Source organism: Bacteroides acidifaciens, from assembly GCF_903181435.1.
In the GTDB taxonomy this organism is placed as follows: Bacteria; Bacteroidota; Bacteroidia; order Bacteroidales; family Bacteroidaceae; genus Bacteroides.
In genome coordinates this window covers 1,954,309-1,966,863 of the sequence record NZ_CAEUHO010000001.1, presented here as the reverse complement: position 1 = coordinate 1,966,863, position 12,555 = coordinate 1,954,309, and the positions used below count along the sequence as shown (strand labels likewise).

The following is a 12,555-nucleotide window of genomic DNA, read 5'->3' as shown; positions in this document are numbered from 1 at the left end:
TTAATGTGCGAACTGTTGAAATTAGTATTATGAAATTCAATCAATATATATGGAATCTATATAAGAACTCCCCGGAAGGAGAAACTGTCATATCCAGCTTTTCAGACAGAAAGGAATGGATAGACGAGGAGCAACTTTTAGAACGTTATAACCCAAGTATCAAAGACAATTTCAACAAGGAAATTATATGCAAAATACTGGAAGATTTTTGGTGCTATAAAGTTTCCGATTTTGAAGGTATAGAATATCCGTCACTTGATGAAGCTGGTAATATATATGAAGATATTATCTCTACAGGATTACGGATAGAAAATGAAGAAGTATTGAAGATAGGAGATTTCGACTTGATGCTTGAATACATTCCATTTCTATCAATGGAGTTAAATTGCCTGCTTGGTGAATATTTCTTTCCATATTTGTACATTGACAGATTCTATGAACTCAAAAGGTTAGCCGACTATTTCGAGATAGAATTGCCATCTATTCCCAAAAAGCCAGATTACAAAAGCAGATGTATGTATTACTGGGAGTTATGTAAGGTATTCTATCTGTTCAGGACGAAAAACAACCTGACACCCGATGAATTGAGTGCATTCATGTACGATTATGCACCAAATCTCCTACACACGGAGAAAAAGAGTGAAATCCCCCAACCATCACAAGCATGGTTCATTGGTGGATTGATAAGAGGATATGGCGAGCAATGGACTACCGGATTTTGGCAGTCAAATCAAGAAACGAAGAAGGGAGACATTCTGATTCATTACGAAACAGCACCAATTAGTGCAATTACCTGTTTATGGATAGCCCAAGTAGATGGAGTTATTGACCCATTTACACATTATTACAGCAACACTTATGTAAGTAACAGAATAGACATTCCTCATATTACACTAAAAGAGCTTCGGGAAGATGAATACTTCTCCGGGCACCCACTCATAAGAAAGAACTTTCAAGGAGTAAACGGATGGGCAGTTAATAGTGAGGATTATTTGGAGCTATTGCGTATCATAAAAACAAAAGGGTTTGATATAGAGACTTTACCAAAGCTGTATGCTCCAACCTTACCCAAAGATGTAATTGTAGAGTACGAGCATGATGTAGAACAACAATTGTTGGAACCCTTACTTAATTCTATGGGGTGGTACGAAAACAAAGACTTCATCCGGCAGTTACCAATCCAAGCGGGGAGAGGTCATAGGGTATTTCCTGATTATGCACTCCATTATGATAACAAGCCCAATGAGGAAAGGGCAAAAGTTCTGATTGAAGCCAAGCTGCACATGAAGAACAACCAGGCGATAGAGGATGCTTTCTTGCAAGCTAAATCTTATGCTCAGTTGTTGGAGACATCTGTTATTGTTTTGTGTGACAAATATTATCTATTTGTATATGAAAAGCAGCAGTCTTTTGATCGGAATAGTTATAAAAGATATACATGGTTGGATATGGAAAATCCTGACATTTTCAACGAATTAAAGAACAAACTAAATATTAAAGCACAATGAAGAAGATTTTATTTTTAATGATGGTTGCATTTTTGTGTATGCCATCTAAAGCCCAGAAGCAAAGTGATGTAGTTATAAAAGCTGGTACAATAGTGTCTTTAGAAGCGATTAATAATGTAAAAGCATCTCAAGTCCATGAAGGGCAAACCATCGACTTTAAAGTTTCAAGAGATATTATTATTGACAAGAAAATAGCTATTCCAGCAGGTACAATAGCAAAAGGAACGGTTTATGAGGCGAAAAGATCCGCATGGTTCGGAACAAAAGGGCGTTTAGGGATTAAGGTTCGATATATGACCTTGCCTTCTGGAGATGTTGTCAATTTTGCTTCTTCTGAAGTTTATATTACTGGTAAAAACCGTACTCCTTTATCGGTAGTTATATTCTGTTGTACTTGCATTCCTCTTCCTTGTGGGTCTAAGGCGGAAATGAAAATAGGATATGAATTTGATGCAACTGTTGCAAATAACACAACTGTATCCATTGAATAAATATTATGAAACGATGGAACATATCAATTTTCTTGATGATTTAAAACAAACTAAATAAGCGTTATGAAAAAGATTTTATTTTTAATGGCAATACTGCCAATGATGTTATTAGCAGCATGTTCATCAGATGATGATGGCAAAGAAACTTATACAATAAAAAATCTAACTGGTGTAAATTGGCATGATGTAGATGTATGTATTATGAGTTCTGGAGATGATGATGCGGAACTGCTAGAAATGATTGATACCAAAGATGTTGCCGTAGGCGAAACATGTACAATATCTACTGAGCATTCTTTTTTCTATATAAGTGCAAAAAATAATAGAGGTAAATTGTTTATGAGCAAAGTTAAGTATTTATCGAAAGATACTTCAGTATCCTCTTATGATATATTAGTAAATCTATAGTATATATGTGTTCTGTTAATTATTTCAAAACTCAATATTAACATCTCAGTTCTATCTTAAAAACAGCAATTGTATAGTAGATTGTTTTTTGAAAAGGTAAGAAAAGAGCATTTAATAAATTAGTAATCAGTATAATAATAGAGCCGCTGTACGGGACTTCGTAACGCGTAGGTCGCCAGTTCAAGTCTGGCTAGCGGCTCTCAAATAAAACGCTGATTATTAGTAAAATAATCAGCGTTTCGTTTTTCTTGCAGAATTCCTATTGTATTACTAGGAATGTCTTTTTGTATGGATTTTATATGAAATATAAAAATACAATCTATGTTGGGATATTCCTAAAATAATAAAATTTAAGGCAACTAATTCATTGCGAGTTAGTTGCCTTTTTTGTATCTTTAAGCATTCCCCCAAAAAAACGGTTTGACGGCCAAAGCGGGGGTAATTAAAAATAAAAACACATGGTAAAGATACAAAAAATCTCAGAAATCGAACCTTGTTTAGGTTTTACCGAGTTCGATATGCTTAAAAAATATCGTCAAAGTTTTGCAACGAGTGAATTAGGTCGACTCCATTCTCTATTCCCTTTCTCGGAACTGGCCCGACAAATGCATTTGAAGTCCTCTCCTTTGGGGCGTAAAAGTTATTTTTCTCCTGAAGGTAAAATAGCCTTGATGGTCTTGAAGTCCTATACCAACTTTTCCGATGCACAACTGATTGAGCATTTAAACGGTAATATTCATTACCAGTTATTTTGTGGTGTTCAGATTGATCCGCTTCATCCACTAACCAATCCTAAAATCGTTAGTGCAATTCGTCAGGAACTAGCGAATCGCCTTGACGTTGACTCCCTCCAGCTCATTCTTGCCGAGTATTGGAAACCTTATCTTGAGAACCTTCATGTCTGTATGACCGATGCCACCTGTTATGAAAGTCATCTGCGTTTTCCTACTGATACCAAACTCTTATGGGAAGGTATTGTATGGCTTCATCGTCATCTGTGCAAACATTGCCAGACCTTGCATATACAACGTCCCCGTAACAAGTATCTTGATGTACGCCGTGCCTATCTTGCTTATAGCAAACTGCGTAAACGCAAGAAATCACAGACTCGTATGATTACACGCAGGTTACTTCAGTTATTGGAAAAGTTACTTGACCAGCTGGAGCAGCTTCATTCATCCTACAGGAACAGGCTTACATTATCCTCTGATTACCAAAGACGTTTCTCGGTCATACAGACGGTCCTTGAGCAAGGGAAGAATTTATTTGCAGGCAAAAAAGTGTCCAACCGTATCGTGAGTATCGACCGGCATTACCTTCGCCCCATTATCAGAGGCAAGGAAACCAAATCCGTTGAATTCGGAGCCAAAGTCAACAATATACAGATAGACGGAATCTCCTTTATAGAACATATCTCCTTTAAGGCTTTTAACGAAGGAGTACGTTTGAAAGACTGTATTCATCTGCAACAACAACTGACCGGGGTTAGGGTTAAGGCGCTTGCGGCGGATTCAATCTATGCCAATAATGCCAACCGGAAATTTTGTACAAAATATCATATAAGTACTTCCTTTAAGCGTAAGGGCAGAGCTGCCAAAGATGAGCCGCTTCGGAAAATCTTACGGTCGGAACTCAGCCGTGAAAGAGCTACCCGCCTGGAAGGAAGTTTTGGAACGCAGAAACAACATTACTCACTGGCCAGGATAAAAGCTAGAAACAGGAAAACGGAAGTACTTTGGATTTTCTTTGGGATACATACAGCCAATGCGGTATGTATGATAGAAAAGGTCGAAAAGAAAAAAAGAAAGGCAGCATAATCGGATCAAAATAAGAGGAAAAACAGGAGAGGTTTTAACTTCCCCTAAAAAAGACATGTACATAATGCATGGGTGGGAAGGAAAAAACAAGAATGTGTAAATAATATTCTACAAAAAAGATAGAAGACTGGGAGAGTTGAACGAAAAAATCAAGAGAAAAGCTCACATAAAGCAAAACTTTTCTCTTGATTTATTAGAAAGAGGAACATTTACTGAATATCCCTATGTGAAATATAAAAATACAATCTATGTTAAATCGTATTATTGTTTTAGTTGTTGTCGGAGTTGCCGTAGTCTATATTGTTCGTTTTATAGATAACTTTCTTTCTCGGCGCAGAAGATAGAATCAACTCTCGAACATTCTGCTGCGTGCCAGCATGCAAGCCCCTACAATACCAGCTTTATCCTTCAATTTGGAAGTCATGATGGCTGAATCTTTATTGACCAGATTTAGAGAATACTTGCGTACTGCTGTTTTGATGGGCTGGGTGATATAGTCACCGGTTAATGATAGAGTTCCGCCTATGATAACCAACTCAGGATTAAAGATATTTATTAATCCTGCAATCTGTTTTCCAAGTTTCTGTCCAATCTCTTCTACTATTTCGATACAGAGCAAATCCTCTTTATTCACGGCAGCGATAATTTCATCAAGAGTCAATGCATTATCTTTTGATAAGATTCTGTTTGATAAAATAGAACTTTCTCCGTTTTGGATACGTTCGATTAATATTCTATGAAAGGCGGAGCCGGACGCTTCGGTTTCCAAGCATCCTTTTTTTCCACAATGACAAATGATTTCGTTATCAAAGACATTGGTATGTCCAAATTCTCCGGAAAAGCCCGATTTTCCGGTATATATTTTCCCATCAATAATAATACCGATACCTAGTCCCCAACTAACATTTACAAAGATAATATCTTTTTCTCCTTTTACGCATCCCTTCATGAATTCTCCATAGGTCATGGCGCGTGTATCATTATCTATTGTTACCCGAAATCCAATTTTCTCAGTTAGTACTTCTGCTAAGGGTCTTTCTTCGAAATTAAATAGACTGAAACTATAACCAGATTCAGGATTCACTCTGCCGGAAACATTTATATTGATATTTAATATTTTATCATTATCAACATCTACTTTCTTTATAAATTGAAGAATAAGTCTGCATAGCTCATCAAGTGCTTCTACAGTATTTTCTGATTTAAAAGGGATATCCATTTTTAATTCTACCATATCGCCTTTGAAATTGATTAAACCTATATTAATCGCAAATTTCTTGATGTCTACCCCAATGAAGTATCCGGATTCGGGGTTAAGACCATACAGGCTGGGATAACGTCCACCACTTGTCTCTAATTTGCCATAATCATTAATATAGCCTTCTTCACACATTTCACTAATGAATTTTGTGACAGTTGGAACGCTAAGGTCTAGCTCTTTTGCTAAATCTGTAATAGTAGAGCTACCATTATATATATAATGCGTAATAATCTTCTTCTTGAGAAGAGCATTTTTGGTTCCTGCTTCTATTTCTTTCTGTAAATGTTGTTTCATCTTAGTTCTTCTTTATTCTTTTCCACAAAGATAATAAATTTATTTATTAATAGACGTTTGCCGAATTTGAAATTGTTATAATGTCCATTTTGGTATTCTTCTTTGGCGTAAATGATTAATGTGAAATATCTGATTTTATAAGCATGTATAATAAATAAATTTATTAATAGAAGTGTTTATATTAAATATTTAATCTATATTTGTGCAGATATTGTTTAACTATAAATGAAAAGAGAAATATGATTGTATCTAATCTGCAAAATAGTCAGCGCATTGAAGGGCTTCATCCTATGTTTGGGCTTCTGTTCAACTATGTGAAAACGCATGATTTACTTCACGCGGATTTGGGGCGTATTGAGATTGATGGTGAGCGCTTGTTTATTAATAATGTAAATCCGGAGTGTGTAGCTCCTGATGAGCAGGTTTTAGAATTGCATCACGATTACATTGATGTGCATATTCTGTTAGAGGGCGCAGAGACGATTGGCTGGAAAGCTTTAGAGGATTTGCAAAATGAGGTTAAGGCATATTCTAAAGAGGAAGAATGTGCCTTATATTCAGATCGTCCTACTACTTATGTTAATCTGCTGCCGGGGCAATTTGTGATTGTATATCCGGAGGATCCCCATGCGCCGGTTATCGGTCATGGTAAGATTCGTAAGTTGATAGCTAAAGTAAAGCTTTGATTTATTATTGGATTGCTTTTCAATACCAAAAAGGTAGCGTTATTTATTGTAGTAGCGCTACCTTTTTTAGTTGTGTACGCTATTGCTATGCATTGCTTATTAATTAATCTAGGATTATATAATAAAATATTTAATTAAATATTTGGATGATAATAAAAATTGTTATTACATTTGCAATGATTTAATGCGAGTGAAACATAAAAATTACTTTATATGAAAAACAAGAGTATTTACCCCTGGATGGTAGTTGGTTTATTGTGGATAGTGGCGCTTCTTAATTATATGGATCGTCAGATGCTTTCTACTATGCAAGAAGCTATGAAAGTCGATATTGTGGAGTTGAATAAAGCAGAGGCTTTTGGTGCTTTGATGGCTATTTTCTTGTGGATATATGGTTTTATGAGTCCTGTTGCCGGAATAATAGCAGATAGGGTAAATCGTAAATGGTTGGTGGTTGGCAGTCTTTTTGTGTGGTCTGCTGTTACTTTCTTGATGGGATATGCCCAAGATTTTCACGAGCTATATTGGTTACGTGCTATAATGGGAGTCAGTGAGGCGTTGTATATTCCATCGGCTTTGTCGTTGATTGCTGATTGGCACGAAGGAAAATCACGTTCTTTAGCGGTAGGAGTACATATGACGGGATTGTATGTGGGACAGGCTATTGGTGGTTTCGGGGCTACGGCAGCTGCGGCTTTTTCTTGGCAAGCTACTTTTCATTGGTTTGGTATTGTTGGTATTGCCTATTCTTTAGTGCTAATATTGTTTTTGAAAGAAAATCCTATCCATAATATTGTTATTAAGGAAATAGATAATGCTCCTAAAGAGAAGAAACCTTCTGTCATAAATGGTCTCTCCCTGCTGTTTACTAACTGGGCATTTTGGATAATTCTTATCTATTTTGCTGCTCCCAGCCTTCCGGGATGGGCTACAAAGAACTGGCTTCCGACATTGTTTGCAGATAGTCTGAATATCCCTATGGCCGAGGCAGGTCCGATCTCTACCATAACAATTGCAGTATCATCTTTTATCGGTGTTATTCTAGGTGGAATATTGTCCGACCGTTGGGTGCAAAAAAATATTCGTGGACGTATTTATACTGGAGCTATTGGCCTGGGAATGACTATACCGGCATTGCTTTTACTAGGTTTTGGTCATAGTTTTATCAGTGTGATTGGTGCAGGTCTGCTCTTTGGTATTGGTTTTGGAATATTTGATGCCAATAATATGCCTATCCTATGTCAGTTTGTATCGGCAAAACACCGTGCAACTGCTTATGGCATAATGAATATGACCGGGGTGTTTGCCGGAGCTGCCGTGACCGAACTTCTTGGCAAATGGACAGATGGTGGAAGCCTGGGACAAGGGTTTGCAATGTTAAGCATTGTAGTGACTGTGGCATTGGTACTTCAAATCTATTTTTTAAGACCGAAGACTGATAATATGGTAGATTGAGAATAATACTAACTTTATAAAAAATAAAATGATGGAACGAATTAAAGGACTTATTGATGCACCGTTTACTCCTTTTTATGAAAATGGTGAAATAAATTTAGAACCAATTGAAGCATACGCCAAAATGTTGGTAAAGAATGGGCTGCAAGGAGTTTTTATCAATGGATCTTCCGGTGAAGGCTATATGCTGACAGAAGAAGAACGCATGCAACTTGCCGAACGCTGGGTATCTGTCGCACCCGAAGGCTTTAAAGTAATCGTGCATGTTGGTAGTTGTTGTGTGAAGGCAAGTCGTATGCTGGCCGAACATGCACAAAAAATCGGTGCATGGGGGATTGGTGCTATGGCTCCACCTTTTCCGAAGATTGGACGTATTGAAGAATTAGTTAAGTACATCGAAGAGATTGCATCCGGTGCACCCGAACTTCCTTTCTATTATTATCATATTCCGGCATTTAATGGCGCTTTTTTGCCAATGGTTAAATTATTGGAAGCAGTAGACGGGCGTATTCCTAATTTCGCGGGTATCAAATATACATTTGAAAGCATGTATGAGTACAATCAGTGTCGTTTATATAAGAATGGTAAATTCGATATGCTGCATGGTCAGGACGAAACGATTCTTCCTTGTTTGGCTATGGGCGGTGCTCAGGGTGGCATTGGCGGAACTACCAATTATAACGGAAAAGAATTGGTTGGTATTATTGATGCATGGAAAGCCGGTGATTTGGAGACAGCCCGTGAACGTCAGAACTTCTCACAGGAAGTGATTAACGTTATTTGCCATTTCCGTGGAAATATAGTCGGTGGAAAACGCATAATGAAATTGATAGGTCTTGATTTAGGTAAGAACCGTACTCCATTTCAGAACATGACAGATGCAGAAGAGGCGCAGATGAGAGCGGAATTGGAAGCAATCCATTTCTTCGAACGTTGTAATAAATTCTAATTGTACGAGGCATGAACGAAACAGAATATATTAATCAATGGGCTGCATCTTATAAGGACGACATAATGAACAATATTATGCCGTTTTGGATGAAGCACGGCTTGGACCGTAAGCATGGCGGTGTTTATACTTGTATCGATCGCGATGGCAGTATAATAGATACCACAAAGTCTGTGTGGTTTCAGGGACGTTTTGGTTTCATTGCAGCATTTGCATATAATAATATAGAAAAGAATCCCGAATGGCTTTCCGCTTCGAAAAGTTGTATTGACTTTATAGAAGCCCATTGCTTTGATACAGATGGACACATGTTTTTTGAAGTAACGGAAGAAGGTACTCCTTTGCGTAAACGTCGTTATGTGTTCTCCGAAGGGTTTGCTGCTATTGCAATGGCTGAATATGCTTTGGCAACCGGTGATAAAAAATATGCAGAAAGAGCTTTGGAGATTTTCAAGAGCATACAGCATTTCTTAGAAACTCCCGGTTTGCTAGAACCGAAATATCTGCCTTCATTGGAAGCACGAGGTCATTCAATAACGATGATTTTGATTAATACAGCTTCTCGAATCCGTATGGTTGTTGACGACCCGGTGTTGACAGAACAGATCGACCGTTCGATTGCAGCATTGCGTCAATACTTCATTCATCCCGAATTTAAAGCTTTGCTTGAGATGGTAGGACCCAATGGTGAATTTATTGATACTTGTAACGGACGTCTCATAAATCCGGGACATTGTATTGAAACAGCCTGGTTCATCATGGAAGAAGCTAAATATCGCAACTGGGATAAAGATTTACTCCAATTGGCTCTTCAAATTCTTGATTGGTCTTGGGAATGGGGATGGGACAAGGAGTTTGGTGGAATCATCAATTTCCGTGACTGCCGTAATCTTCCGGTTCAAGAGTATTCTCAGGATATGAAATTCTGGTGGCCGCAAACAGAAGCTATTATTGCTACTTTATATGCCTATCAAGCTACCGGAGATGAGAAATATCTTCAGATGCACAAGCAGATCAGTGATTGGACGTACGCTCATTTCCCCGATAAGGAGTACGGAGAATGGTATGGTTATCTTCATCGTGACGGTACCGTAGCCCAACCCGCCAAAGGGAATCTTTTTAAAGGTCCTTTCCATATACCTCGTATGATGATTCGTAGTTATATGCTTTGCAAGGAACTTCTTTGAAGTATTGCGTAGCTTTTAAAGATAGAATCTAAAACTATTACTATGCGAATTTTGAAAAGCATATTATTAGCAGGACTTATGCTTCTCTTTTCTTGTATGAAAGGAGAAGCGCAGTCCGGCGCTAAAAACACTTTTTCTGAGTTTCCTAAATACACCGTGTTTTCTGCCGGGGATGATAATGTGAATAGTTATCGTATTCCCTCATTATTGACAGCTAAAGATGGTTCTTTACTTGTATTTTGTGAAGCACGTAGAGAAAGTTGGCAAGATAAAAGTCGTACAGATATAGTAGTGAAGCGTAGTACAGATAATGGTCAGACATGGTCGGTTATGCAGGATTTGACAAAAGGAATCACTGGTGCTTATATGGATCCAACTCCCATTTTGGATTCAATCACTGGCAAAGTCTTTCTTTTTACGACTTTTTGGCCGGCAGATGATCTTTCAGGAGCTGGCAACCGTGCCATTCTTATTACTTCGGATGATAATGGGCAGACATGGTCTACTCCTGTCGATGTTACTGCATCTTTAATGCCAGATGGACGTTATATATATGGTTTTGGTCCGGGAGCAGGATTGCAGATGGTAGGTGAGAAGTACAAAGGACGTTTAATTCTGCCCGCCCGTATTTCTGATACAGAAAGAAAAGCTGCACACGATGTTGCTATTTTTTCTGACAATCATGGTGAAACGTGGACGGTAGGAGAGAATGGAGATACAGATAATGAGTTCCAGATTGCAGAATCTCCAAATGGAGTTTTAGTGTATAATGCTCGAGTATCAGGTGCACGTATGGTAGCATATAGCAAAGATGGAGGCATGACTTGGAGTAAAGCAATGAAAGAGTCGGCTCTGCCTGGTGTGTCTAAAGGCTGCCAAGCTAGTGTGTTAGGGGAAAATGCAAATCTTTATTTCTCCGGAATAAAGGGAATCCCGGAAACACCGGAATATGACGAAAGAGCTGGATTGACTTTATATAAAAGCTGTAATGGTGGAAGAACTTGGAATGATGGTCTGCTTTTATATGACAAGGCTTCCGGATATAGCTGTATGGCTTTACTACCGGATGGACGAATGGCGATAATCTTTGAAACAGCAGATACGCAATCGTTTACTCGCAAATCATTACCTAATATAAAACCTCTTAAACGTCCGGCTGAATGGATGAAGCTAGATTTAATTTTAGTGCCTATTATTAATCTTTAATTTTTTTATTTATGAAATGGTTATTTAATGCTTTAGCTTTAAGCATTGGATTGTTCCTTTTTAATGCCTGCTCAGATGATAATGTTAATGACTTCAGTCCGGTACCTTATCCGGACGAAGTTGTGGACCCAGATCCTGCCCTTGATCCTGATTCTGAACCGATATGGAAGATAGCTTCTCCAACAATTACTGTATTCAATTCGAAAGCAAGTAATGACATTTCATATCGTGTTCCTGCTATCGCGGTTACAAAGAAAGGTAGCATACTAGTTTTTTGTGAAGCTCGCTATGGAACTTGGCAAGACAAAGCTGGTCGGACGGATATTCTGATGAAGCGTAGTACTGATAAGGGGGTAACATGGACTGAAAAGAATTTAACTAATCAAGCTACTTCGTCAAAGTTGTCATATATGGATCCGACTGTTGTCGTTGACCAAGTTACAGGAAAAATCTTTTTGTTTACCTCTTTATGGGATGCCGTAGGTAAAGAGTCTGCTAAGCAAGGTTATAACAATAGGGCCATAATGTATACTTCGGAAGATGATGGATTAAATTGGACAAGAAAAGATCTCACAGACGAAGTGACAGTTGGTGTTTTTAGTGGTGCGACAAGAATGATCGGTAGTTTCGGTCCTGGTTCCGGGGTACAAATGACATCAAGCGAACAATATAAGAACCGTCTGATTGTTCCTATACGTACTTTCAAAGTGAATGAAGCTGCAGGAACCGTGTCAAATGGTGGAAATACAGTTATGTGGTCAGATGATAACGGAGTGACATGGGAGACTGGGCAACCTAATAAATCAGGTGAATGGACAGTGACGGAAGCTCCTGATGGTGCATTGATCGGAAATATCCGTTATAATGGATACCGTCAAAACTATGTAAGTACAGATGGTGGTGCCAAATGGCCTTCTTTTACGGATTATGCTCCAACAGCATTACCTACTCCAGCCAAAGGCTGTGCAGGCAGTGTCATAGTAAAGGATGGCTGGCTGTATTACTGTGGAGCGAAGGGGATTACCGAGACGGCAGCTCATGACGATCGTGGTATATTATATTTGGCCAAAGCTAAATTCTTTGGAGGTCATTCACATACATTCGAACCGACAGATCAGATGGTACTTTATGACAAAGCAGCAGGATATACATGTATGGCTCTTTTGCCTGATGGTGGTATGGCTGTTATTGCCGAACTCGGTGATGAGCCGGGATTTCAAAAACTATCGACTCGTCCGGCTGGATGGATGAGACTGGAACTATTTATATTATCTACAAAATAACCTCTTTAAT

General features: G+C 38.3%; 11 protein-coding genes and 1 tRNA gene. 11 read left to right on the top strand and 1 reads right to left on the bottom strand.

Annotated features, from left to right (window positions below):
- Window positions 1-29: 29 nt before the first annotated feature.
- From CLIN57ABFB40_RS08240 to CLIN57ABFB40_RS08220, 5 genes are all read left to right on the top strand, one after another.
- Window positions 30-1,508 (top strand): type I restriction enzyme HsdR N-terminal domain-containing protein, encoded by a 1,479-nt coding sequence (locus CLIN57ABFB40_RS08240; protein ID WP_175629639.1) that lies wholly within the window; start codon window positions 30-32, stop codon window positions 1,506-1,508.
- Window positions 1,505-1,999: a hypothetical protein gene (locus CLIN57ABFB40_RS08235; RefSeq protein WP_175629638.1), complete on the top strand. Its 495-nt coding sequence runs from the start codon at window positions 1,505-1,507 to the stop codon at window positions 1,997-1,999. Before CLIN57ABFB40_RS08240 ends, CLIN57ABFB40_RS08235 begins: the two co-directional genes overlap by 4 nt.
- A gap of 63 nt (window positions 2,000-2,062) precedes the next feature.
- Window positions 2,063-2,407, top strand: coding sequence for a hypothetical protein (locus tag CLIN57ABFB40_RS08230; RefSeq protein WP_175629637.1), 345 nt, complete (start codon window positions 2,063-2,065; stop codon window positions 2,405-2,407).
- Window positions 2,408-2,549: 142 nt separating this feature from the next.
- Window positions 2,550-2,606 (top strand) — tRNA-OTHER (locus CLIN57ABFB40_RS08225).
- A 259-nt stretch (window positions 2,607-2,865) separates the two neighbouring features.
- On the top strand, window positions 2,866-4,224 hold the full coding sequence (locus CLIN57ABFB40_RS08220) for a transposase (protein WP_175629636.1): 1,359 nt from the start codon (window positions 2,866-2,868) through the stop codon (window positions 4,222-4,224).
- A gap of 346 nt (window positions 4,225-4,570) precedes the next feature.
- On the opposite strand, the gene CLIN57ABFB40_RS08215 is transcribed toward CLIN57ABFB40_RS08220, so the two are convergent.
- On the bottom strand, window positions 4,571-5,779 hold the full coding sequence (locus CLIN57ABFB40_RS08215; protein ID WP_175629635.1) for an ROK family transcriptional regulator: 1,209 nt from the start codon (window positions 5,777-5,779) through the stop codon (window positions 4,571-4,573).
- 239 nt (window positions 5,780-6,018) lie between these two features.
- Between CLIN57ABFB40_RS08215 and CLIN57ABFB40_RS08210 the strand changes: the two genes are divergently transcribed.
- From CLIN57ABFB40_RS08210 to CLIN57ABFB40_RS08185, 6 genes are all read left to right on the top strand, one after another.
- Window positions 6,019-6,465: a YhcH/YjgK/YiaL family protein gene (locus CLIN57ABFB40_RS08210; protein WP_175629634.1), complete on the top strand. Its 447-nt coding sequence runs from the start codon at window positions 6,019-6,021 to the stop codon at window positions 6,463-6,465.
- Window positions 6,466-6,678: 213 nt separating this feature from the next.
- Window positions 6,679-7,920 (top strand): MFS transporter, encoded by a 1,242-nt coding sequence (locus tag CLIN57ABFB40_RS08205; RefSeq protein WP_175629633.1) that lies wholly within the window; start codon window positions 6,679-6,681, stop codon window positions 7,918-7,920.
- Between the two features lie 31 nt (window positions 7,921-7,951).
- Complete coding sequence (locus tag CLIN57ABFB40_RS08200; RefSeq protein ID WP_175630359.1) at window positions 7,952-8,869, top strand: dihydrodipicolinate synthase family protein; 918 nt, start codon at window positions 7,952-7,954, stop codon at window positions 8,867-8,869.
- A gap of 11 nt (window positions 8,870-8,880) precedes the next feature.
- On the top strand, window positions 8,881-10,056 hold the full coding sequence (locus CLIN57ABFB40_RS08195; protein WP_175629632.1) for an AGE family epimerase/isomerase: 1,176 nt from the start codon (window positions 8,881-8,883) through the stop codon (window positions 10,054-10,056).
- Window positions 10,057-10,098: 42 nt separating this feature from the next.
- The gene (locus tag CLIN57ABFB40_RS08190) at window positions 10,099-11,262 is read left to right on the top strand and encodes a sialidase family protein (protein ID WP_175629631.1); all 1,164 of its coding nucleotides are present in this window, start codon (window positions 10,099-10,101) and stop codon (window positions 11,260-11,262) included.
- Window positions 11,263-11,384: 122 nt separating this feature from the next.
- Window positions 11,385-12,545, top strand: coding sequence for a sialidase family protein (locus CLIN57ABFB40_RS08185; protein ID WP_254871723.1), 1,161 nt, complete (start codon window positions 11,385-11,387; stop codon window positions 12,543-12,545).
- Window positions 12,546-12,555: the final 10 nt, after the last annotated feature.

What these genes read in the sequence shown, in the direction of transcription:
- CLIN57ABFB40_RS08215 (WP_175629635.1), bottom strand. Translation starts at nt 5,779, where the DNA reads ATGAAACAACATTTACAGAAAGAAATAGAAGCAGGAACCAAAAATGCT.
- CLIN57ABFB40_RS08190 (WP_175629631.1), top strand. Translation starts at nt 10,099, where the DNA reads ATGCGAATTTTGAAAAGCATATTATTAGCAGGACTTATGCTTCTCTTT.
- CLIN57ABFB40_RS08195 (WP_175629632.1), top strand. Translation starts at nt 8,881, where the DNA reads ATGAACGAAACAGAATATATTAATCAATGGGCTGCATCTTATAAGGAC.
- CLIN57ABFB40_RS08210 (WP_175629634.1), top strand. Translation starts at nt 6,019, where the DNA reads ATGATTGTATCTAATCTGCAAAATAGTCAGCGCATTGAAGGGCTTCAT.
- CLIN57ABFB40_RS08200 (WP_175630359.1), top strand. Translation starts at nt 7,952, where the DNA reads ATGGAACGAATTAAAGGACTTATTGATGCACCGTTTACTCCTTTTTAT.
- CLIN57ABFB40_RS08240 (WP_175629639.1), top strand. Translation starts at nt 30, where the DNA reads ATGAAATTCAATCAATATATATGGAATCTATATAAGAACTCCCCGGAA.
- CLIN57ABFB40_RS08235 (WP_175629638.1), top strand. Translation starts at nt 1,505, where the DNA reads ATGAAGAAGATTTTATTTTTAATGATGGTTGCATTTTTGTGTATGCCA.
- CLIN57ABFB40_RS08220 (WP_175629636.1), top strand. Translation starts at nt 2,866, where the DNA reads ATGGTAAAGATACAAAAAATCTCAGAAATCGAACCTTGTTTAGGTTTT.
- CLIN57ABFB40_RS08205 (WP_175629633.1), top strand. Translation starts at nt 6,679, where the DNA reads ATGAAAAACAAGAGTATTTACCCCTGGATGGTAGTTGGTTTATTGTGG.
- CLIN57ABFB40_RS08230 (WP_175629637.1), top strand. Translation starts at nt 2,063, where the DNA reads ATGAAAAAGATTTTATTTTTAATGGCAATACTGCCAATGATGTTATTA.